This is a genomic window from Testudinibacter sp. P80/BLE/0925 (assembly GCF_053570785.1).
The window spans coordinates 1996358-2018638 of record NZ_CM131636.1 but is presented as its reverse complement, the minus strand read 5'-3'; the positions used below and the strand labels follow the sequence as shown (position 1 = coordinate 2018638).

Here is a 22281-nt window from a genome sequence, read left to right as displayed (position 1 = left end):
TGGAGCGGCATATAAATATCGACGATTAAGCATTCCCTATCAATTCTTCTATAACTCAATCGATTGAGGTATTTTATGAAACAAATCGCTATCTATTCCAATACAAATCCAGTCAGTTTACTTAAAAAGTCCTCACTGGCGATTTTAATTTCTTCCTTTTTTGCTGCCGGTGTGTTTGCTGAGTCTAACTTAATTACTCCCTCAACAACCGAAAAATCTGTAACCGCAAGCACTACAATTCCTTCTATCTTTACTTATAGTGCTTTAACACCGTTTAGTTCTCCAATTAATGTAACGGATACCTTTACTGCACAAAATGCCTTTCAGCTAGAAAGTGGTTCACTGACATTTCGTTTTAAAAATTCTGAAGCTACGCAATTAACCGCATTATTAGGTGTTTCAAACTCAAAAAAAGATAATGACTATATTCTTTTCTATGTAAACCGAAAAGCTAGTAGTGATGCTTTCGGAATTGAAATTAGAAAAAGTACGAATTTAATTCCAAATAATCAACTCGTCACTGCTGATATCGCAAGAAATGACAACGAATTCACCACAGTCACTTATACCTTTGATAAAACAAATAAAAAAATCATGATTTATGTCAATGGTACTTTACAAAAAACATATAACGGCGATACAAAATTTTTTAAAGATATTGAAGGGCTAGATGCTGCTTATGTTGGACGCACAAAACGCGCAAGCGGTACGCGTGAAATGACCTTTAGCGGTAATGTTTATTATGCGGGTGCGGAATCAAAAGTATTAACCGCAGAAGAAGTGAAAGCGGAACATGATAAATTAACCAAAAACTATGTTTTTGAATATAATGCTTACCTTGAAAAAGAAGCCGACAATATAAAATATGCTTCTGCTAAACATAGCCAACTTGGCTCTTATATGAGTGCAAAAGAACCGCTCTTTCAAAAAGGTCAAGGCGATGCGAATAATTACCGTATCCCAGCACTTTTAACCACTAATGACGGCGTTGTTATTGCGGCAATTGATAAACGTCATCAACATGCTGCAGACTGGGGCAATATTGATACCGTAATCCGTCGTAGTCTTGATGGCGGAAAAACATGGCAAGATGATCAAGTGATTATCGACCTTGTCAGTCAAACTTATGGCAGTGCTAACGCTGCATTTTTAATCGATCCACTGATGTTACAAGATAAAACATCTGGACGTATTTTCATGTTGATTGACATGTTCCCTGAAACTCAGGGGTTCTTTGGTATAAATAAAGATCACTCATCAGAAGGTACAGGCTATAAAAAAATCAAAGATAGCTACTACCGTATATTAACTGGAGCTGATGGCGCACAATATACCGTTCGCGAAAATGGTGTAGTTTATAATGAAGACCACCAACCGACTGAATATAAAGTGATTGTTGAAGGCGATGCCACTAGAGGCTTTAAAGATCTTGGTGATTTATATCGCGGCACTGAACGATTAGGCAATGTTTTTTTACAAACGGCGCAACAAGGAAGTGATGCCGCTCCGTTAAAAGTGCAAATTACCAGTTATTTATGGCTGACACACAGTGATGATAACGGTGCAACTTGGTCAAGCCCCGTCGATCTTACCCCGCAAGTAAAAGCAGATTGGATGCGTTTTTTAGGTACTGGTCCGGGAACAGGTATTCAGCTAAAAGATGGCACGCTAATTATGCCTGTCTACTATACTAATAGTAATAATAAACAATCTGCCGCATTAATTATCAGTAAAGATGGCGGTAATACATGGGAACGAGGCGAATCACCAAATGATCGTCGTTTGGCTTCTTCAGGTGGCTCTCGTCTTTTAAATGATGATTGGAAACAATTAACTGAATCACAAGTGGTTGAATTAGATAGTGGTGATCTAAAATTATTTTCACGTAATTTAAATGGTCGAGTACAAATTTCAACCAGTAAAGATGGCGGCTATACTTGGCAAAAAACCATTATTTCCGATGATATTTTACTTGATCCTTATTCTCAAATGTCCGTCATTAAATATTCGAAAAAAATCAATGGTAAAGAATATTTGGTTTTTGCCAATCCGCACTCTGCCTCTCGTTCTCGAATTAACGGCATGGTCTGGTTAGGGGAAGTGCAAGAAGACGGCTCAATAAAATGGAAATATAATGCTACTATTGCCACTGGCAATTATGGTTACAATAGCCTAACGGAATTACCTGATGGCTCAATTGGCTTGCTCTATGAAGAAAGTGCAGAGAAAATCCAATATGTACGCTTAAACTTACAAGAAATTGTTTGGTCAGAAAATCGAATTTATCGAGATAAACGCAGTACTGAACATTTAGACGTTTCCCTAACCAGCGACCGCGCCGAAACCTTCTACAAAATCGGCGACGGTGAAATGGTGAAAGTCGGCACGGGCGAAAATGCGGCTAAATTGGTGATCGAAGAAGGCACGGCGACCTTAAAACAGACTGCCGATGATAACGGCAAAGTACAAGCCTACGCCGAAGTCACCGTCAAACAAGGCGCAACGGTTCGTTTGGGCGATAACAACCAATTGCCGTATGACAAATTAATCTTAGAGGGCGGCAAAGTTGATCTCAACGGCAATACAATCACCGTCAATAAAGCCACTTCCGACGCGCCAACCACCGGCTTATACGCAGAAACAATTAATGGGAATTTTATCAACAGCGGTGAACAAACCGCAACGCTGGTTTACAATGCAGGCGGTCAGCACACCATCAATGGCAATTTGGGCGGCGTTGGCGAAAATGAGCAGCCGAATGTAAACCTGATTTATAACCCTGACGGCGAAAATTCTACACTTGCCATCAACGGCGCAACGGTACTGAATGAAATTGATGTAAAAACCGGCAAAATCATTTATAAACAAAACGGCATTCACTTCGCCGAAAACACCAAACTTGGCACAACCGCCACACTACAATTGGAAAGCGGCACAACTGTTGTCGCCAAAGCCGTCACCTTGGCTCAGGGCGCAACCCTTGCGGTCAATGCCGAGCAAGGCGGCTTGGTTAGCTTATCCACCGAAACCCTTAGCGGCGCAGGCACGCTTACGAAATCGGGCAAGGGGCTATTGCAGCTTTCGGGCAATGTCAATTTAACCGACGGCAATATTGCCATTAATCAAGGCATGTTAGAGCTTGATGAAGCCACGGTGAATGCAAAAACATTCAACCTTGCTACCGGCACAACCTTAAGCGGCAACGGTAATGTCACCTCCGCAATGACATGGCAGGCGGATTCGACTATTGCGCCAAACCACGGCTTTACCGCACCTGAAAATGGCGGTGAAACCGCACTTCCGTTCGCAGCAAAAACCTTGAGCTTCAGCGACATCATCAACCAAGGGGCGAGTGCGGTCTTGCGTGTCAATAATATCAGCGACGACATGACAACTTGGCAGCACGATTTTCTTAAAATCAGCGGCGATTTAACCAATCAAAGTGAACAACCTATTCCGGTTGATGTAGCATTGCTCGGCACAAAATATCCAAATTCAGATGTGAATAATAACGGCTGGTACGACGCAGATGAAGGGATTTCGTTAATTCAAATCGATGGCAATACGGAATTGGGCGCGTTTCAATTGCGTAATAATAATGTCTTGAGTGGCGATTTATTCAACTATACGCTCGTTGCCTTTGACAAAGGCGTAGCATTAGCAAGCGAAAACAAGCTTGGCAGCGGCGGGCGCGATTTCTATGATTACCGCTTGCAAACGCGTTTGATTGATATGCATGGCAATCCATTATCAACCCTGATGCGCAAACCGGAAATTGCAACGGATTCGGCAATGCTTAAAGAGGGCGAATTGCTCTACATTCCGACTCCCGATTCGAAAAAAGAAATCACGATGGATTCAGCAATGATTGAACCGACAGAAACCGCACTTGAAGAGTTTGTAATGAATTCCGATATTATCGAACCAATCGACGCACCGATTGGCGGATTTGTGATGGATTCCGATATAATCCGGTTGAACGACTCCCTCAACGACCTCGATCTGAAGGTGAATGAGAATTTAACCCTCAGCAAAAATATCACATTAAATACGGTGAACGTGACGCAAGCCAATTTAACTTACGCAGGAAATGAAGCTTCCACGAAGCAAATCAACTTAGAAAAAGCCACCTTAACCCTACAAGGCAATACCTCCGTAACCATTGAAAACACCCTTTCCGGCGATAACGGATCGAACGTGGTGGTGAAGAGTGAGCAAAATACCGCACTTTCTGCGCAAACCATCAATCTTGCGGGCAACATCACCAAAAATGGCGAGGGATTATTTTCACTCTCCGCTGAAAATCTCAAAGCCGAAAGCATTGTGCTGAACGCCGGTTCATTGGCACTGGCTGCCAACATGAAAGAAGGCAAATTGATTCTCAACGGCGGTACGCTCTTTACAACCGGTGAGGTGAATCATCTCGTTTTAAACGACGGTGCGACACTCTCCGCTGAAATGCCGACGGAAAATCGCCGTCGTACACGCCGCGCTTTAACCGAATTTAGTGCGTTAAAAGTCGGTTCACTGGAAGCCAATGGTGGTTCGGTACATTTGCGTGTTAACAATGTGAGTGAAAATATGCGGGATTGGGCGCACGATCAGCTGTTAATCCGTGGCGATGTCAGCGGTACGCACACCACGGCGGTCAATTTATCCCTGCTCGGCTCGGTGAATGGGCAATCTGATCAAAACAATAACGGGGCTTATGATAATCACGAAGGAATTTCGTTAATTCAAGTCGGCGGCAACGCTCGCCTTGACGCCTTTAAATTAGCCGATCACAACGATCTGTTCCACTACACCCTTGTCGCTTTTGATAAAGGGGCGGCAGCGGCGAGCGAAAACAAAGTCAACGATAAACACGCTGATTTCTATGATTATCGCTTACAAACCCGTTTGATTAATGCGCAAGGCGATTCGCCGATAACGACGGTAACGGAAACAGCCGCTACGGCTACGACCGTTTCTGAGACTACTGCGACTGCGGTCGAAGCCAAAACGGAAACACCATCAGTGACAGCAACAACCGCTGCCGCAAAAAGCAATTACCGCGCGCAAATCAATCCGCTACTGCCATCGCACATTGTCGCCTCGGATCTTATTTTGAGCCACAATAATACGGTTTATCAGAACTTCCAACGCAACAGTTCGCCATCGCTCAACAATACTCTGGATAACGGACAAAATATGTTTGTTGCCTATCTCAACGGCAAAACGGAATATAAATCGTCCACCGCTTTTGCGGATTACGGCTACAATGCCGATTCGAACTACAACGGCTGGATACTCGGCGGCAAACTATGGCAATCTGAGCAGCAAGACCGCGCGTTGTATGTTGCGGTCAATCACGGCAAATACAACATCAAGCCGCAGGCAGCTGACGGCGTAAGCAGCGGCAACTACACCACCTACGGCGCAAATATGAAATTCGCGCAACAGTTCGGCGATGTCTACTTTGCCTTGGACGGCGGCTATCAACACCACAAAGGCAATATTCAAGCCGGTGAAGATAAATCCACACTGAAAGCCAACGCCTTACGTTTCGGTTCGGAAATCGGCTATCATTTTAACCTTGGCACGCTTGATTTAATGCCGAAGTTAAACGTGCAGTTCCAACGCCTGAACCTGAAATCCGACAGTAAGCTATTTAAACTTGACCACGACACCATCAATGCTGTTACGACCAATCTCGGTTTAAGTGCAAGTTGGCACATTGATAGCCTTACCTTGGGCTTAGATGGCTATTATCAACACAATAGCAACAGTAAAGGGGATTTGTTGGTGCGATCTGCCATTACCGAAAAAACCTTCACCTCCGGTGGCTTAGGCAACTCGCTTAATCTTGAGGCCGCGGCAGAATATCGAATCATGCCAAAACTCACGCTCGGCGTTGCGGTCGGTTATCAGCGTAAATTGTCGGATAACGCTGTTAATAATCGCAATCTCTCTGCCAATATAAAATATATGTTCTAAGTTTTTGGGGTCAGATCACATGGCAATCAGGCGGATCAATTGATTGATGGGGAAGTTTAACTTCCCCCTTTTTATTCCGGTCTAAACCACTGCTGCCATTTTAAACAATTTTAAATTTCATGCGTCAAATCTGAATTTTTATGCGACTTTGCTCGCTTTTTATGAAATTTTATTTGCATGAAACCGCTTTTATTATTACCATTTCGCATTATTTCTTTCACTTGGCAGATACTTTGGCAACATGACGATCAGTATTAAAAATCTAAACTTTTTCTACGGCAGCAAACAAGCCCTGTTTGACATCAATTTTGAATCGCAAGACGGTGACATCATCGTGTTGCTTGGACCGAGCGGCGCGGGCAAAAGTACGCTGATCCGCACTTTGAATCTGTTGGAAGTGCCAAAGAGCGGTCAGCTGACGATTGCCGGGAATCAATTTGAGTTATCCGCCAACACCGAGGCGAAAAAAATCCGCAAATTGCGGCAAGATGTCGGCATGGTGTTTCAGCAATATAATCTGTGGCCGCACTATACCGTGTTGGAAAATCTGATCGAAGCGCCGATGAAAGTCTTGGGTTTAAGCAAAGCCGAAGCGGTGGAACGCGCGCAAGGTTTACTAAAACGTTTACGAGTGGAAGACCACGCCGGCCGTTTTCCGTTACATCTGTCCGGCGGGCAGCAACAGCGGGTGGCGATTGCACGCGCCTTAATGATGAAACCGCAAGTATTGCTGTTTGACGAACCGACCGCCGCCCTCGATCCGGAAATCACCGCACAGGTGGTGTCGATTATTCAAGAATTACAGCAAACCGGCATTACCCAAGTCATTGTCACCCATGAAGTGGCGGTCGCGCGTAAAGTGGCGACCAAAGTCATTTATATGGAACAAGGCAAAATTATTGAAATGGGCGGCGCCGATTGTTTCCATAATCCGAAAACGGCTGCGTTTTCCCATTATTTATCGCATTAATTCAATTTTACTTCTCTTTTTCTTCTGATATTAAGGAGCTTACCATGAAAAAATTACTGGCGACCGCACTTTTGGCAACCGCTTTCTCTGCCAATGCATTAGATATCACTTTTGCCACCGAACCGACTTATCCGCCGTTTGAAAACACCGATTCCAACGGCAAAATCGTGGGTTTTGACATCGATATTGCCAATGCGATCTGTGCGCAAATTCAAGCCAACTGCCAATTCCAAAGCCATGCCTTTGACAGCTTGATCCCAAGCTTGAAATTCAAACGCTTTGACGCGGCGATTTCGGCAATTGACATCACCGAAGAACGCGCCAAACAAGTGAGCTTCAGTGATCCGTACTATGACAGCTCCGCCAGCTTTATCGCCGTGAAAGGCAAAGCGGATCTGAACAACGCGAAAAATATCGGCGTACAAAACGGCACCACGTTCCAGCAATATATTGCGGCAAACGGTAAACAATACAGCGCCAAATCCTATACCACCCTGCAAAGTGCGATTTTAGATCTGAAAAACGGACGTATCGATATTATTTTCGGCGATACCGCGGTGCTTGCCGACTGGATGAAAACCGACGACAGTCTGGCATTTGTCGGTGAAAAAGTGACCGATCCGAAATATTTCGGTAACGGTTTAGGGATTGCGGTCAATCAAGCCAGCACGGAATTACTGGCGGAATTGAACAAAGGCTTGGCGGCGATTAAAGCCAACGGCGAATACCAAAAAATCTATGACACTTGGATGTCAGGAAAATAAGCATAAGCGATGTTTAGCAATTTTCTTTCACTGATGTTTTCGGCCACCCTAATGACCTTAGGGTTGGCTGTGTGCGCCCTAATTCTCGGCTTGATGATGTCGATGGTTTTTGTGGTGTTTGAAACCGCAAAAATTCGCTGCATTCGCAACGCCACCTCCGTTTTTTTAACCTTATTACGCGGCTTACCGGAAATTTTAGTGGTCTTGCTGATCTACTTCGGTTCCACTCAAGTATTATTCATTTTAACCGGCGATTTCGTTGAATTCAGCCCGTTTTGGTCGGGTGTGGTCGCGTTGGCGATTATCTTTGCCGCTTACGCCTCGCAATCGCTGCGCGGTGCGATTCAAGCCATTCCGCTCGGACAATGGGAATCGGCGTCGGCATTGGGGTTAAGTCGCGCGCAAGCCTTTATGTCGATTATTATGCCGCAAGTGTGGCGCCATGCCCTACCGGGTTTGAGCAACCAATGGTTGATCTTATTGAAAGATACCGCACTGGTGTCGTTAATCGGGGTGAATGATTTAATGCGCCAAGCGGAATTAAGCAACGCGAACACCCATCAACCCTTTACTTGGTACGGTATTGCTGCGCTGCTCTACCTTGCGGTCACGATTCTCAGCAAAATCGGTATCGCCTACCTAGAAAAGCGTTTTACCCGTTTTGAAAGGGAGGCGGCATGATCACGGATTATTTCAGTATTATTGCGCAAGGCATTCCGACCAGTTTGGCGCTCACTGCCGTTGCCTTAGGGATTTCCTTTATTTTGGCGGTGCTGTTTACCTTTATTCTGTCAATGGAAAACCGCACTTTGCGCGCCTTAGTCAACGGTTATATCACCCTGTTTACCGGCACGCCGTTGTTGGTGCAGATTTTCCTGATTTATGCCGGACCGGGACAATTCCAATGGATTATCGACAGCCCGTTTTGGTCGTTGCTGTCTAATGCGTGGTTTTGTGCCATGCTTGCCTTGGCGCTCAACAGTGCCGCCTACTCGGCGCAACTGTTTCACGGTGCGGTGAAAGCGATTTCCAAAGGGCAATGGGAAAGCTCGGCGGCATTGGGCTTAAGCCGTTGGCAAACGTTACGGATTTTAGTTCCGTTTGCGTTAAAACGCGCCTTACCGTCTTATAGCAACGAAATTATTTTAGTGTTTAAAGGGACATCGCTCGCTTCGACCATCACGATAATGGATATTATGGGCTATGCTCGCCAGCTGTACGGCACACAATATGATGCGTTGTTGATCTATGGTATCGCCGGGGCGATTTATCTGCTGATCACCGCTATCGCCACCCTGTTATTGCGCCGTTTAGAGAATCGCGTGTTGTCATTTGAACGTTTGGAAACCAGCAAAAGTCATTAACCGCAGAGTTGTTATTTTGGTTTTATCAGTGTAATATGCAGGTAAGTAGTTATTTTAGACTGCTTAATTGACTTTAACACCATTATGGGAGAATGCTTATGAAAATGATTTGGGCGCTTATTTTGGCGGCAACAATCGGAACATTAACCGCCTGTAACACAGTCAAAGGTGCCGGGCAGGACATTCAATCTGCCGGTGAAGCTATCGATAACACCGCGACGAAAGTACAAAATAAAATGTAACCTGACTCGCCGTTAACTTAGCAATGAAATGCCGAATGGGAATCCCCTCGGCATTTTCTTTTTCTATTTCAGAACGCAGCGTCAGCCGTGGGTGATCCAACTTGCCAACAAAATAAATACGGTGAAAATCGCCAGCCAGATTAAATGCAGTTTCACGCTTTTGCGGTTGATTTCCTGTTTATGTTCGCGCAAGCGTTGGTGTTGCGCTTTATAACGTTCTAAATCCTCAGGATCAAACGAAAAGCCGCAAGACGGGCAGGTTTTTGCCGTATCACTCACTTTATGCCGACATTCCGGGCAGCGGGTCAACATCTTATTTCCTCAATCTCTCAATCTGTTCAAATTAACGTGGAAAAATCTCGCTTTCGGCAAAAAAATATTCAATCTCCCGTTTTGCCGAGGCTTCCGAATCGGAACCGTGCACCGCATTAATGCTTTTGCTAGTGGCGTAATCAAAACGGATGGTGCCTGCCGCCGCGGTTTGCGGATCGGTCGCCCCAATCAATTGCCGATACTGTGCAATCACATTTTCCCCTTGCAGTACCGAAACCACCACCGGTCCGGAGGTCATAAATTCGACTAACTTTTCATAAAACGGTTTGCCTCGATGTTCGGCATAAAATCCGCCCGCCTGCTCTGCGGTCAGGTGCAACATTTTACTGGCAACAATGGTAAAACGCGCGCTTTCAAAACGGGAAAAAATGGCGCCGATCAAATTTTGTTTGACGGCATCCGGTTTGATAATCGAAAGGGTTTGTTGCATACGGCTTCCTTATTGATTGTGATAAATTTGAGATTATTAACAAAAGTTACTGATAAGGCAAAGTAGGGGGGATTATATATCCGCCCGTTTACGAAGTGCGGTATAAGCATTTAATCCACAGTCGAAAAATACAAAGTGCGGTTCGGGCGGAAATATAATCCCTCTACTTTTACCATAAACATCAACTGCTTAATCTTTATCCGCTTGGCTTAACAATAAATTGGCAAGAGTGTTGACGCCAATTCCGGTCGCGCCGCCCGCCCATAACGGACCGGCGGATTTGCGGAAGGTGGCGGAACAATCGATATGCAGCCAATTTTTCCGATACGCCTTTAAGAAATAAGATAAAAACGCGGTGGCGGTGCTCGCCCCGGCGCTACTGCCTGCCGCTGCCGACGAGATGTTGCAAATATCGGCAAAAGTAGAGCTGACCTGTTCACGGTGAAAATCTTCAAACGGCAAACGCCAGAACGGCTCGTTTTCTTCTCCTGCCGCGGCAAATAAGGCTTTGACCAGTTTGTCGTCCATTGACAGCACCGAATGGTAATCGTTGCCGACCGCCATTTTTGCCGCGCCGGTCAAGGTGGCGCAATCAATGATAAAGTGCGGTTGCTGCGCTTCGGCGTCAATCAAGCCGTCCGCCAACACTAAACGCCCTTCTGCGTCGGTGTTCAGCACTTCCACCGTGACGCCGTTGCGGTATTCGATAATGTCGCCCAAGCGGAACGCGCGGCTGCTGACCATATTTTCTGCACAGCACAGATAGAGTTTCACCCGTTTATTCAGACCGCAGGCAATCGCCAAGCCCAACGCCCCGGTCAGCAACGCCGCACCGCCCATATCGGAACGCATCGAATCCATACTGTTGCTCGGTTTCAAGCTGTAACCGCCGGTATCAAAGGTGATCCCTTTGCCGACCAAACATGCCATCACCGGTTCGTCCGGATTGCCGCTCGGATTGAAATCCAGCTGCAACATTGCCGGTTGGTTTGCCGATCCTTTGCCGACCGTCCAAATGCCGTGATAGCCACGTTCGCGCAGCTCTTCGCGCGCAATAATGTGATAAGAAACCGCACTTTCGCTTTCGGCTTGTTGCGCTTGCCGCACAATAAAATCGGCGGCACGGTGCGCCAGTTCTTGCGGGGTGATCACCTCCGACGGCAGGTTGATCAGCTCACGCACAAAATCCCCCGCCTCGATTTGGCGGAACAATTGCTGTTGTTCGGCATCGTCTAAGGTCGGGAATTCAACCGCAAACTGCTGCTTGGCGGTGTAAAAGCCTTGATAAAACGCCCAACAACGATCCAAATCCCAATGCTTGCCTTCCAGTTCAACCTCATTGATCCCTTGCGTGCGCAATTTACGCGCCGCCTGCTGGATTTTGCGACGACTTTTTTCTTCGCCGAAATGGATGGTCGCCACGCCGTTATCAAAACTGATAACCGCACTTTTGCCCCAAATTTCAGTTGCCGACGCTTTGCTTAAACAGATTTTCATACTCATACCGATACCTTTTATCTTCAAATTTAATTGTTTATAGCATAAACGAATTTTTAGTAAATCAGAAATGTCATATTTTTGTTAAAGTTTTGAATTACGTCACCATAAACTGAGCTGGCGTGCTTTATTTTTGTGCGGAATGGTCACATTTAAACCGATTAAGCGCACGCTACGCCCGTTTGCCCGCTGCCAGATTTGTTGTAACAATTGTTGAAAAGCGTCTTGATTCGGCACATAGGCACTGCTTTCCAGGGTCGTGGTTTGAAAATCGTTAAATTTGAGCTTTACCCCGATTTTACGGTAACTGCGCAACGGAATATCCGGTTGCGCACGCTGTAAACGCAGCCGTAATTTTTGATAGAGCGCCGATAGGATATCGACGGCTTGTTCCGGCTGCCAAATGTCTTGAGCCAAGGTGGTTTCCACCCCGACCGACTTGCGCTCCCGCTCGGGCTGCACCGCTCTTTCATCAATCCCATGACTGAATTGCCAGATCCGCTGCCCGAGTTTGCCGAATTGATCCAATAAAATATGTTGCTGCAAAGCGCGAATATCGGCACAGTGGTTCAGCCCCATTGCCGCTAATTTTTGTGCGGTGACCGGTCCCACGCCCGGAATTTTCTTCAGCGGCAACCGTAGCACAAACTCATCGATCTGTTCAGGCGTCAGCACGAATTGTCCGTTCGGTTTGTTCATATCCGAGGCGATTTTGGCGAGAAATTTCAGCGGGGCGATCCCGGCGGAAGCAGTCAATTGCAACTCGTCAAAAATCGCTTGCCGGATTTCAGCGGCAATCCAAGTTGCCGAGCCGTTACATGCTTGGCAATCGCTGACGTCGAGATAAGCTTCATCCAACGACAACGGCTCGATTAAATCGGTGTAACGTTGAAAAATGCGGCGCACCTGTTCGGATACTTGTTTATACAGCGCCATATTGCCCGGCAATAGAACCAGATTCGGACATTTCTTGAGGGCAAGTGCGGTCGGCATTGCACTGTGCAAGCCGAATTTGCGCGCTTCGTAATTACAGGTCGATAACACGCCGCGCTGTGACGTGGTGCCGCCCACCGCGACCGGTTTTCCCTGTAAAGTCGGATTTTCGCGCATTTCGACTGCGGCAAAAAAACAATCCATATCGATATGAATAATTTTTCTCTGTTGCATTCTGTTGCATAGCCCTGTTACAACAAACGTTGGATACCATATCGGCATTATAACGCAATTTACTGTATAAAAAAACAGTGTTAATGGAGTAAATTTACGCAATCAAAACTTGAAATGCCCATCCGTTTGAAAAGTAAACCAAGGTTAATATAAAGAAAGCGCTATTGCATATGCCTGTCATGAATTTTTATTTAAAATAGTGAAACTTATTCGCTGTAATCCCAGATGGAAAAGATCGTTGACCAGACTACCCGCACTATGCCTGTTTTGCCTGCTGAGCGCAAATCTATCAGCCGCCGCGCCGACACAACCGCACTTGAGCTATCGCAATGTGCCGTTGTTACAAATTGGGCAATCGCAATTCAAAGATCTGAACCGTAACGGCAGATTGGATCCCTATGAGGATTGGCGGTTAGCGGCGGAAACCCGTGCCGATGATCTGCTGGCGCAAATGAATCTGGCGGAAAAAGCCGGGATGATTATGCACGCCACCGCCATGACCACGGAAAATCCGCGAGGCAAAGGCGAATCCTACGATTTAACTGCCAATCGGCAGCTGATCGTGGAAAAACATGTCGCTAGCCTGCTCACCCGTTTGTCAGCGCATGCCATTGCCACTTTCAGCGAAGAAAATAATAAGTTGCAGGAGCTTGCGGAGAGCACCCGGCTTGGGATTCCGCTCAGTATCAGTTCTGATCCGCGCAATTCGTTCTCACCCGACGGCATGAGTATTTCCGCCGGAAAATTTACCAAATGGCCGGGATTACTCGGTTTCGGGGCGATCAATGATGAAAAACTGACCAAACGTTATGCCGATCTGGTGCGGCAAGAGTATTTGGCCAGCGGAATTCATATCGCGCTGTCGCCACAAGCGGATTTGGCAACCGAACCACGCTGGCCGCGTATTATCGGCACTTTCGGCGAAGATCCCGACAGGGTAAAACGGATGGTGAAGGCCTATATCGAAGGCATGCAAAACGGCAACGGCGGACTGCAACGCAATAGTGTGATTGCGGTAGTGAAACATTGGGTCGGCTACGGCGCCGCTCAGCATGGTTGGGACAGCCATAATGCCTATGGCAAATATGCCGTTTTTCCCGGCGATCATCTGCAACAGCACATCTATCCGTTTACCGGCGCCTTTGAAGCCAAGGTTGCGGGCGTAATGCCGGCATATTCGGTTTTGAAACAAGTGCGGCTGAACGGCAAAGCGTTGGAGCCGGTTGCCGCCGGTTTTAACCGCACTTTACTCACTGATCTGTTGCGCGGGCAGTATGAATTCGACGGCATAATCCTCGGCGACTGGTTAATCACCAACGACTGTGATCTCGCCTGCCGCGAAGGCAATCCGAACGGCACGCCGCACGAACCGCCGGGCGCACCTTGGGGCGTAGAGACATTGACACGACAACAACGTTTTATCAAAGGTTTAAATGCCGGGCTTGATCAATTCGGCGGCGTATCCGACACCGAGCTGATTATTGATGCAGTGCAACGGAATAAATTATCCGAGGCTCGTTTGGATCAATCGGTGCGTCGTATTCTGATCCAAAAATTCAGTATCGGCTTGTTTGAAGCGCCTTTTGTTGATCCGATTAAGGCGGAAAAACTGATCGGCAACTCCGCTTGGCAAAAAGAGGCGCAGCAAGCGCAAATCAAATCGTTAGTGCTGTTGGAAAATAAGCAGAAAACCCTGCCGCTCAAGAAAAAAAGTAAGGTTTTCTTGCATAATATTGATGCAGAGGTCGCCGGCGCCTTGGGCTTTAATGTGGTGGCGACGCCGGAACAAGCGGATGTGGCGATTATCCGCATTGCTACGCCGTATGAAATCCTACATCCTAGCTACTTTTTCGCTTCGCTGCAGCATGAAGGTTCGCTGGATTTCCGCTCCGGCAATACCGATTACCGTTTGATTCGCGATACCGCGCAAGTGGTGCCGACCGTTGTCACTATTTATCTGGATCGTCCGGCGATTTTAAGCAAGATTAAACAACACGCTTCGGCACTGGTTGCGAATTTTGGTATCGGCGATCATGCCTTGTTGACTGCGTTGATGAGTTCAGCCGGGTTCAGTGCCACATTACCTTTCGAGTTGCCTTCGTCAATGAAAGCGGTGGAAGAACAAAAACCGGATGTTCCCAGCGACAGCGCGGATCCGCTATACCCTTTGGGGTTCGGTTTAACACACTGACTGGCACGCCGACCGCACTTAAAACAGCAGAATCACCACATGAAACACCAACGGCGCCAAAATCGAACTGATAATGCCGCACAGCACCAATGCAATCGAGCTGTATACCCCGGCTTGCTGATCGACCTCTAAAGTGCGGGCGGTGCCGAGCGCATGCGATACCGCACCAATCGATAGGCCTATCGCTTCGGGGTGTTTCACGCCGATTTTTTGTAAGATGAAATAACCGAAAATCGAGCCTTGCAAACCGGCAAGCACCACGCCGACCGCCGCCACCGACGGAATGCCGCCGACGGTTTCGGCGACGGCCATTGCCATCGGCATACTGATCGATTTCGGCAAAATGGTTGCCACAATCTCTGCGCTTGCCCCTAACAACAACGCCAATACCGCCCCGCTAAACATCGCGAGGAGTGAGGCAACGGTGGTAATCAGCAAAATACTGCGCCAACGATTGCTGATTTGGCGCAACTGTTCATACAACGGCAATGCCAGTGCCACAATCGACGGCGCCATTAGATTATTCAACGGTGCGTTGCCCTGCATATAGCTGTCGTAAGGAATGTTCAGTAACAACAGAATGCCTGACAGCAGTAATAACGTCAGCACAAAGGAATTAAACACCATGGATTTCCAACGTTTGTTAATCCAAAGTGCGGTCATAAATGCCGCAATAGTCAGCCCCGAATAGAGATAAAGCGCCAAATCCTGTAACATCGTTTCCTCCTAGCTCTGTTGCCGTTTGTGTCGGGCTTTTTGGCGTAATTTGCGGATACTATGCCGTTCATACAGATAATCCCCAAGCAAACCGACCACCACCAGTGTCAGCATGCTGCTGACGATATTCGGAATCAGCAGCGGTTTCGCATTGGCGAACAGCAGATCGGCATACTTGATAATCCCGACACTGACCGGAATAAACAGCAGCGCCATATAGCGAATCAACAGGCGGGAACCGAATGCAATCCATTCCACTTTAATCACCTGCGTTGTCAGACACAGAAAAAGGATCAATAATCCCCAGATACTACCCGGTACACCGAGCGGAATCAGATGTTGCAACGCAATACCGAGATACAAAACGGCATATAAAATCGCAAGGGAGCGCAATAAATCGAAGGCTTTTTGTTTCATCTTGGTTTGTGATAACGGAAAAATATGAAATAATTCTCCCTCAATTTGTGATCAATGTCACTGTATTTCCCGCTTTTTTCTGATAATAGATAAGGTTGTAAAGTGTCGATAACACGTTTTTTCTTTTTATTTGCATTTTTGTTACTTTCTGCGATAACAATCCAAGCCAAAACTACGACTAATGCCTTGCAGTGCCGTGCGATTCATATCAGTGACGGCGACAGTTTCACCTGCTTAACAAACAATCACAAACGAATCAAAGTGCGGTTAGTCGGCATCGATGCACCGGAAAACGGGCAAGTATACGGCAAGCAAGCCAAACAACAACTGGCTAAACTGATCCACAAACAAAGCGTGACCCTGAAAATCGACGGCATTGATCAATATGCCCGCCGCTTGGCAACGGTATATGATATGCAACACCAAAATATTAATCGGTTAATGGTGGAAAGCGGTTATGCTTGGGCATACCGTTTCTATAAAAAAGATCCGCAATACCAACAGGCACAACTGGAAGCACAATGGAAAAAAAGAGGGCTTTGGCAGGATCGCCATCCGCAAGAGCCGTATTTGTGGCGTAAGGAACAACGTTGAGTTTATAATAGCGACCTGTTTAACCACTCGGATAGCTTATGCCTAACTTTAACCCAACTGTATTTCGAGCCGATTTCCCCTATCTGCAACAAGATTCTGCGTTAATTTATTTCGATTCGGCGGCGACGGCGTTGAAACCGCAGGTGTTGCTCGACAGTACGCTGGCGTTCTACCAAAGTGCGGGGTCGGTACACCGCAGCCAGCATGAATCGGCACAGACCGCACTTTACGAACAGGCACGGCGGTTGACCGCACAATGGATCAATGCGCCGTCGAGCGATTGTGTCGTTTGGACCAGCGGCACGACGCAGGCGATCAATATGGTGGCGCATGGGCTGGCAGCACAAATCCAAGCAGGCGATGAAATCATTATCAGCGAAGCCGATCATCATGCCAATTTTGTCACTTGGTCGGTCGTAGCGCAGCAGCGTGGCGCGAAACTCATCGTATTGCCGATTAACGATCAATGGCTGATCGAAAGTGCGGTTTTGCAACAAGCGCTCTCGCCACGCACCAAATTGGTGGCGTTAAACTATGTCTCGAATGTCACCGGTACCGCACAGCCGATTGCCGAGTTGGTGCAAACCATCCGTCAAACTGCGCCGCAAGCCTTGATTGTGGTCGATTGCGCGCAGGCGATTGCGCACCTTAAACTGGATATTCAGGCACTGGACGCGGATTTTTATGCCTTTTCCGCCCATAAACTCTATGGACCAAACGGCTTAGGCGTGTTAAGCGGAAAACGAGCGGCACTGGAACAACTCACGCCGCTACTGTATGGCGGCAAAATGGTGGATCGGGTGTCAAAACAGCAGATCAGCTTTAACACGCTGCCCTATCGTTTAGAAGCCGGTACACCCAATATTGCCGCCGTGATCGGCTTTGGCGCGGTGTTGAATTGGTTGCAACAAATCGATTTTGCGCAAGCTGAAAAGCACGCAGTGAATTTAGCCGAACAAACCAAAGTGCGGTTGCGGCGTTATCCCGGCGCCCGCCTGTTTAACTCGCCGCAAGCCAGTTCTGTTGTCTGTTTTGTCTTTGATGATTTGGCAACGTCTGATCTGAATACGCTGCTGAGCGAACAAGGCATTGCGTTACGCGCCGGCGAACATTGCGCCCAACCTTATCTTGCCCGTTTAGGGCAAAAAAGTACGTTGCGCCTGTCGTTTGCCCCTTATAATACCGAAGCGGAAGTCGAGGCGTTTTTTAACGCCTTAGATAACGCACTCGCCTTGTTGAGAGATTAACCGATGGCAAACAACCAAGACATAATTCGGCAATTTGAACAATTCGATAATTGGGAAGAACGTTACCGTTATCTGATTCAACTTGGTAAAAAACTGCCGATTCCTTCGCCCGAACAACTGGAAAATATGACGCGAATTCACGGTTGCGAAGTGGAAGTGCGGTTTAGCGCAGACAAGCGGGCTGACGGGGATTACCATTTCGCGGCATACAGCGAAGCGCGGATTATGAACGGCTTGTTGTACCTGTTGTTAAGTGTGTTACAGAATCTGCCGTTGGGTGATATTCGGCAATTTGATGTGACCGCATTGTTACGGCAATGCGGCATTGCCTCACGTTTAAGCGAAACCCGCTTAAACGGATTGAAGCACATCGAAACGCTATTACATCATTTGGATTAGGGACTATGGCTCAAATTATAAACACAGATCAACAGGCTCTAAGCATGAGTAAAACCATTTTCATCACCGGCTGTTCCAGCGGTATCGGTTATGCGACCGCACATTATTTACGGCAACACGGCTGGCAGGTGATCGCCAGTTGCCGTAAAGCGGAAGATGTTCTGCGTTTGCAACAAGAAGGGCTGGAATGCGTGCAACTGGACATGACCGATTCGGCGCAAATCCAACATGTGTTGCAACATATCGGGCAAAACCGCACTTTAGATGCCATTTTCTGTAACGCCGGCTACGGGCAGACCGGCGCGGTGGAAGATGTTTCGCGTGCCGCGTTACGCGAACAGTTTGAGACCAATGTCTTCGGCACGTGGGAATGTATTCGGCACGCCATGACGCTGTTCCGCCGCCAAGGACACGGGCGGATTATCGTCAACAGCAGCATTTTGGGTTTTGCCGGCATGCCGTGGCGCGGGGCTTATAACAGCAGTAAATTTGCCCTAGAAGGCTTGTGCGACACCTTACGTACCGAATTGTTCGGCAGTCAGATTTTCGTCAGCTTGCTGCAACCGGGTCCGATCACCAGCAAATTCCGCCCCAATGCATTGCAAAAATTTCATCAGTATATTGACTGGCAACACAGCGTGCATAAAACCGCCTACGAAAAACAGTTGGCACGCTTGAACACCAAAGGTAATGCCAACCCGTTCACGCTGCCTGCCGAAGCCTGTGCCAAGGCAGTATTGCAATGCCTGAACAGTGCCAAACCGAAAGCCCGTTATCAGGTCACTTTTCCGACCAAGCTCTATTGGTGGCTGCGCCGCTTGTTGCCGACACGCTGTTTTGATTGGGCAAATTGGAAAGGCGGGAATAAATAGTCATGCGAAAGTGCGGTGCAGATCACGCTAATCAGACCGCACTTTGCCTTTGCTATTGTTGCAAGATATTGTCTTCCGCCAAAATCTTACGGGTGTTGTCATCGGCTTCAATTTGAATCTTATGCTCGATTTCCACATTCATATTGATGGTAATCCCCTCTTTCGGCGTTTCCAGCTGAATTTTCGGCACGCAACCGAGCAAGACAGATAAACTGAACAAAAGTGCGGTAAATTTTAGCTTGAATAACATAATGGCTCTCTAGGGTCTATTGTTCACGTCGTTGGTACAGACGGTATTCTAAATTTTGTTGCAGCTCCGAAGCGAAATTGATCGATTTCCATAAATCAAAGGCATTTTCTTTATGATTGTAATTCAAAAAGATCGGATTTTGTAAGGCATTATTGGCTTTAATTTGCGCATTCATTAAACCTGTGCCGTCTTGCAGTAAATTCACCTTGATATTGGAATCATACACGTCCATAGTTTCCATCAAATTAGTCAGGATCCGTTCGGTAATCCCGCCGCCCTGTTCGATTTTTTCAATCAACTCATCGCTCAAATGAATGCGCCAATCGCTGCCTTGTTCAATAATGCCGTCACACACAATACAAGGGGAATTTTCAATCCAAAACGGCAGCTTGGCATTCACCTTGCCGGTCATCTCCAATTGGTTATATTGCATAAAATCCAGCACCTCGCTCAACTCAATATTGTTCAAACGCAAATAAGCGGCATTATGCTGCGGCAATGAGAATTTATCCACGTCCAATTCGCCGCCTAACAGATTTAAGTGCAATTTTGACAGCGATAACGGCTGTTTGCGTGTCCATGGATAGTGCCCTTGTAGCTGTAACGACACATTTTTCAGTTTGACCCCATTATCCAAAGTCGCGATTTTCACTTCGACCGGTTGTTTAATGCCCAGTTGGAAACGTTGATCCTGATAACGGTACGGCAGAGAGAAATTAATGCCGCTGATCGCCCCTTCGGGTAATGCAATATCGCCTTGTTGAATCACAATATGTCCCCCGGCAACCACCCCACTTTCCGGCGTAATGGAAAAGGCGGTTTGCCCACGAATCGTGCCGCGTTGGATCAACCAATTCCAACGCGGCGGAAACAGCGGTTGGAACACATTGGCAGACTGTTGCGGCCAATAGATATTGCCGCGTAACACGCCATCCTGATAGCGGGAGAACAGACGGATCGGTCCGAGTTTATCGGCGGTCAGCTCGCTGCGCAAATTCAAATCGGTGAAATCCTTGCCTTCGATGCGCACCCCGATATCCGGTTTGAGAAACGCACCGCCGTAATCAAATTGAATTTTCGGCGTACTCAGGGTCAATCCCCCTTGCAATTGTTGCTGCTGATAATCCCACTTGACCGATTCGGTCAAGGTCAATTTCAAGGGGTCAACCCTAACGCCGGACAACCCGAAGCGATCCAATTCACCGTCAAGCAATTGAATATGGATTAAATTATCTTGCCAAAATCCGCGGCCGCGCAAACTCACCAGACTGCGCAAACCGGGAATATCGGCGTATCCCCAAAAATTCCAATTCCAGATATTGGCTTTTACCGCTGCCGATTTTAACCCTGTCACATTTTGGGCGGAGCGGATATTAAAAATGGAATGAATCCCGGCGATAAACTCATTGGCACGTCCGTCAAGGTGCAAGTCAATCTGATCAAACTGCCGGGTTTTGCCTTTCAGAATCGCCTGCAAACGCCCTTTGACACCGTATTGCCCGACGACCACCCCAGCCAAGGGCAAACGCAATTCTTCAATATCAATATACTCGGTATTGCCGCGCATACGTAATAACGAACCGCTTAAAAAACGTAACATCGGGTCATGTAGCGGGCCTTCTATCCGCATCGGCAAACCGGCATAAAAAATGCTGTCGAAGGATTTCACATCGCCGTTCACTTGCAGCGGGATATTCAGCGACTCTCGTTCGATTTTCCCGTTCAAGCCTTGAATCACAATCACGCCCTTGCCTTTTTCGCCGTTAGAAAGCAATGACAGGCGAAAGTTAACGCTTAACGGGAAACTGTTCCAGAAAAAACGGCTCTCTTCCGCTTGCAGGTTCAAATCCAAAAAACCGGTCATCGGCTGCGGTAAATCTTTCGCCCAATTAAACTGCGCTTTGCTGATTTGCAAATTGCCGTTTTTAATATCAAACGGCAAATTCAAGAGCTCGTGCTGTTGCTGCCCGACCGTTTCATACAACTGCAAGTTGGCTTGTTCTTCCTGCCACACCAGCTTCATTCCGCCTTGCGGAATCACCAAATAAGGCGAACGCCAAATAAAATCAACATCCGCACGCAATGGCAGTTGTGCAAAACTCTCCGCCAGTTCGGCGTTAAACGTCAATTGGTTCGATTGCTCACTGTCCGGCAGATAAACCGCCGTTGCCGTTAAATTTTGCCCGACAAGCCGCGCATTCAAATCAAATAATACCGATTCCAATTGAAGCGCTGAATTTTCGTCACTAGCCTGCCTGCTGCTGCCGTTGGGTTCTGAAACCGTTTCGGGTTCAGCCTGCGTTTGCTTGTCACGCGAAAGTGCGGTTCCGTTTGCTTCGCTTGCCCGCAGGTGCAAGCGCACTTCATTGCCTTGGCGTACCGCACTTACGCTGGTCGTCGCCGCCAAAATTTGTTGCAACTGCGGTTGTTGTACGCTTTCCGTATGTTGCCAATGCAATTCGGCAATCTCGACCTCGCCCAATGGCAACAGTGCAAACAAACGATTGACGGTGAAAGGGGTTGCCTCTTCCGCCGTATTATCTTGATTCATCAGTTGCTGCAAACAGGCATAATCCAATTGTAATTGTCGTACCGCCAATTTCCGTTGCTGTCCGGTTAAGCGAATATCGTTCGCCTCCGCCAGCCGGCAAGTCGCCGTTTGCAGCTTGAGCTGCGGCAACCTTATGCCGTCAAAATCGATTTGCGGGGCTTGTTTCAACTGGATTTGATAATCCGGCATGAGGAAATAATTGGTGACGGTCTGCAAGCCGTTACCCTGTAACAGATATAACAGTGCGCTGCCGAGTAACAGCGACAATACCGCGAATACAAACAGACACTTCTTCCACAT

At 47.3% G+C, this 22281-nt stretch carries 20 protein-coding genes; 11 read left to right on the top strand and 9 right to left on the bottom strand.

Annotation, left to right across the window (positions count from 1 at the left end; all coding sequences use genetic code 11):
• Nucleotides 1-92 precede the first annotated feature (92 nt).
• Nucleotides 93-233 carry a hypothetical protein gene (locus ACWA5Z_RS09725; RefSeq protein WP_431054362.1) on the bottom strand — a complete coding sequence of 47 codons (141 nt, stop codon included), beginning with the start codon at nt 231-233 and terminating at the stop codon, nt 93-95.
• On the opposite strand from ACWA5Z_RS09725, the gene ACWA5Z_RS09720 reads away from it, so the two are divergent.
• The 6 genes from ACWA5Z_RS09720 to ACWA5Z_RS09695 all read left to right on the top strand — a co-directional run bounded on the left by ACWA5Z_RS09720 (nt 172) and on the right by ACWA5Z_RS09695 (nt 9316).
• The gene (locus ACWA5Z_RS09720) at nt 172-5976 is read left to right on the top strand and encodes an exo-alpha-sialidase (RefSeq protein ID WP_431054331.1); all 5805 of its coding nucleotides are present in this window, start codon (nt 172-174) and stop codon (nt 5974-5976) included. The two genes, ACWA5Z_RS09725 and ACWA5Z_RS09720, sit on opposite strands and share 62 nt — an antisense overlap.
• Before the next feature lie 241 nt (nt 5977-6217).
• Nucleotides 6218-6946, top strand: a complete 729-nt coding sequence (artP, locus tag ACWA5Z_RS09715; protein ID WP_431051860.1) for an arginine ABC transporter ATP-binding protein ArtP — start codon at nt 6218-6220, stop codon at nt 6944-6946.
• A gap of 44 nt (nt 6947-6990) precedes the next feature.
• Nucleotides 6991-7710, top strand: coding sequence for an arginine ABC transporter substrate-binding protein (locus tag ACWA5Z_RS09710; protein WP_431051858.1), 720 nt, complete (start codon nt 6991-6993; stop codon nt 7708-7710).
• Nucleotides 7711-7719: 9 nt separating this feature from the next.
• Nucleotides 7720-8391 (top strand): arginine ABC transporter permease ArtQ, encoded by a 672-nt coding sequence (gene artQ, locus ACWA5Z_RS09705; protein ID WP_431051856.1) that lies wholly within the window; start codon nt 7720-7722, stop codon nt 8389-8391.
• On the top strand, nt 8388-9074 hold the full coding sequence (gene artM / locus ACWA5Z_RS09700) for an arginine ABC transporter permease ArtM (RefSeq protein WP_431051854.1): 687 nt from the start codon (nt 8388-8390) through the stop codon (nt 9072-9074). The genes artQ and artM overlap by 4 nt, the downstream gene beginning before the upstream one ends.
• Nucleotides 9075-9172: 98 nt before the next feature.
• Nucleotides 9173-9316 carry an entericidin A/B family lipoprotein gene (locus tag ACWA5Z_RS09695; protein ID WP_431051852.1) on the top strand — a complete coding sequence of 48 codons (144 nt, stop codon included), beginning with the start codon at nt 9173-9175 and terminating at the stop codon, nt 9314-9316.
• An 81-nt stretch (nt 9317-9397) separates the two neighbouring features.
• Here ACWA5Z_RS09695 and ACWA5Z_RS09690 read toward each other — a convergent pair whose 3' ends face one another.
• The 4 genes from ACWA5Z_RS09690 to dinB all read right to left on the bottom strand — a co-directional run bounded on the left by ACWA5Z_RS09690 (nt 9398) and on the right by dinB (nt 12743).
• Entirely contained in the window at nt 9398-9628 is a 231-nt protein-coding gene (locus tag ACWA5Z_RS09690; protein WP_431051850.1) for a zinc-ribbon domain-containing protein, read from the bottom strand.
• 31 nt (nt 9629-9659) lie between these two features.
• Nucleotides 9660-10079 carry a nucleoside-diphosphate kinase gene (gene ndk / locus ACWA5Z_RS09685; protein ID WP_431051848.1) on the bottom strand — a complete coding sequence of 140 codons (420 nt, stop codon included), beginning with the start codon at nt 10077-10079 and terminating at the stop codon, nt 9660-9662.
• 189 nt (nt 10080-10268) lie between these two features.
• Complete coding sequence (gene pepB / locus ACWA5Z_RS09680; protein WP_431054330.1) at nt 10269-11576, bottom strand: aminopeptidase PepB; 1308 nt, start codon at nt 11574-11576, stop codon at nt 10269-10271.
• Between the two features lie 102 nt (nt 11577-11678).
• Entirely contained in the window at nt 11679-12743 is a 1065-nt protein-coding gene (gene dinB / locus ACWA5Z_RS09675; protein WP_431051846.1) for a DNA polymerase IV, read from the bottom strand.
• A 238-nt stretch (nt 12744-12981) separates the two neighbouring features.
• On the opposite strand from dinB, the gene ACWA5Z_RS09670 reads away from it, so the two are divergent.
• A complete protein-coding gene (locus tag ACWA5Z_RS09670; protein ID WP_431051844.1) occupies nt 12982-14934 on the top strand; it encodes a glycoside hydrolase family 3 protein in 1953 nt (650 codons plus the stop codon).
• Between the two features lie 18 nt (nt 14935-14952).
• On the opposite strand, the gene ACWA5Z_RS09665 is transcribed toward ACWA5Z_RS09670, so the two are convergent.
• Nucleotides 14953-15651 (bottom strand): CidB/LrgB family autolysis modulator, encoded by a 699-nt coding sequence (locus ACWA5Z_RS09665; RefSeq protein ID WP_431051842.1) that lies wholly within the window; start codon nt 15649-15651, stop codon nt 14953-14955.
• A gap of 9 nt (nt 15652-15660) precedes the next feature.
• The gene (locus ACWA5Z_RS09660; protein WP_431051840.1) at nt 15661-16068 is read right to left on the bottom strand and encodes a CidA/LrgA family protein; all 408 of its coding nucleotides are present in this window, start codon (nt 16066-16068) and stop codon (nt 15661-15663) included.
• A gap of 102 nt (nt 16069-16170) precedes the next feature.
• On the opposite strand from ACWA5Z_RS09660, the gene ACWA5Z_RS09655 reads away from it, so the two are divergent.
• The 4 genes from ACWA5Z_RS09655 to ACWA5Z_RS09640 are packed head-to-tail and all read left to right on the top strand — an operon-like array spanning nt 16171 to nt 19180.
• A complete protein-coding gene (locus ACWA5Z_RS09655) occupies nt 16171-16662 on the top strand; it encodes a thermonuclease family protein (RefSeq protein WP_431051838.1) in 492 nt (163 codons plus the stop codon).
• Between the two features lie 38 nt (nt 16663-16700).
• A complete protein-coding gene (locus tag ACWA5Z_RS09650; protein ID WP_431051836.1) occupies nt 16701-17909 on the top strand; it encodes an aminotransferase class V-fold PLP-dependent enzyme in 1209 nt (402 codons plus the stop codon).
• Nucleotides 17910-17912: 3 nt separating this feature from the next.
• The gene (locus ACWA5Z_RS09645) at nt 17913-18308 is read left to right on the top strand and encodes a SufE family protein (protein WP_431051834.1); all 396 of its coding nucleotides are present in this window, start codon (nt 17913-17915) and stop codon (nt 18306-18308) included.
• Between the two features lie 44 nt (nt 18309-18352).
• Complete coding sequence (locus tag ACWA5Z_RS09640) at nt 18353-19180, top strand: SDR family NAD(P)-dependent oxidoreductase (RefSeq protein ID WP_431051832.1); 828 nt, start codon at nt 18353-18355, stop codon at nt 19178-19180.
• 52 nt (nt 19181-19232) lie between these two features.
• On the opposite strand, the gene ACWA5Z_RS09635 is transcribed toward ACWA5Z_RS09640, so the two are convergent.
• Nucleotides 19233-19430, bottom strand: coding sequence for a YnbE family lipoprotein (locus tag ACWA5Z_RS09635; protein ID WP_431051830.1), 198 nt, complete (start codon nt 19428-19430; stop codon nt 19233-19235).
• 16 nt (nt 19431-19446) lie between these two features.
• Nucleotides 19447-22281: a YdbH family protein gene (locus ACWA5Z_RS09630; RefSeq protein WP_431051828.1), complete on the bottom strand. Its 2835-nt coding sequence runs from the start codon at nt 22279-22281 to the stop codon at nt 19447-19449.

Bases quoted from the DNA above. Each gene is read 5' to 3' on its own strand.
- artP (WP_431051860.1), top strand. From the start codon at position 6,218: ATGACGATCAGTATTAAAAATCTAAACTTTTTCTACGGCAGCAAACAA.
- ACWA5Z_RS09710 (WP_431051858.1), top strand. From the start codon at position 6,991: ATGAAAAAATTACTGGCGACCGCACTTTTGGCAACCGCTTTCTCTGCC.
- artQ (WP_431051856.1), top strand. From the start codon at position 7,720: ATGTTTAGCAATTTTCTTTCACTGATGTTTTCGGCCACCCTAATGACC.
- artM (WP_431051854.1), top strand. From the start codon at position 8,388: ATGATCACGGATTATTTCAGTATTATTGCGCAAGGCATTCCGACCAGT.
- ACWA5Z_RS09695 (WP_431051852.1), top strand. From the start codon at position 9,173: ATGAAAATGATTTGGGCGCTTATTTTGGCGGCAACAATCGGAACATTA.
- ACWA5Z_RS09690 (WP_431051850.1), bottom strand. From the start codon at position 9,628: ATGTTGACCCGCTGCCCGGAATGTCGGCATAAAGTGAGTGATACGGCA.
- ndk (WP_431051848.1), bottom strand. From the start codon at position 10,079: ATGCAACAAACCCTTTCGATTATCAAACCGGATGCCGTCAAACAAAAT.
- pepB (WP_431054330.1), bottom strand. From the start codon at position 11,576: ATGAAAATCTGTTTAAGCAAAGCGTCGGCAACTGAAATTTGGGGCAAA.
- dinB (WP_431051846.1), bottom strand. From the start codon at position 12,743: ATGCAACAGAGAAAAATTATTCATATCGATATGGATTGTTTTTTTGCC.
- ACWA5Z_RS09665 (WP_431051842.1), bottom strand. From the start codon at position 15,651: ATGTTACAGGATTTGGCGCTTTATCTCTATTCGGGGCTGACTATTGCG.
- ACWA5Z_RS09660 (WP_431051840.1), bottom strand. From the start codon at position 16,068: ATGAAACAAAAAGCCTTCGATTTATTGCGCTCCCTTGCGATTTTATAT.
- ACWA5Z_RS09650 (WP_431051836.1), top strand. From the start codon at position 16,701: ATGCCTAACTTTAACCCAACTGTATTTCGAGCCGATTTCCCCTATCTG.
- ACWA5Z_RS09645 (WP_431051834.1), top strand. From the start codon at position 17,913: ATGGCAAACAACCAAGACATAATTCGGCAATTTGAACAATTCGATAAT.
- ACWA5Z_RS09640 (WP_431051832.1), top strand. From the start codon at position 18,353: ATGAGTAAAACCATTTTCATCACCGGCTGTTCCAGCGGTATCGGTTAT.
- ACWA5Z_RS09635 (WP_431051830.1), bottom strand. From the start codon at position 19,430: ATGTTATTCAAGCTAAAATTTACCGCACTTTTGTTCAGTTTATCTGTC.
- ACWA5Z_RS09630 (WP_431051828.1), bottom strand. From the start codon at position 22,281: ATGTGGAAGAAGTGTCTGTTTGTATTCGCGGTATTGTCGCTGTTACTC.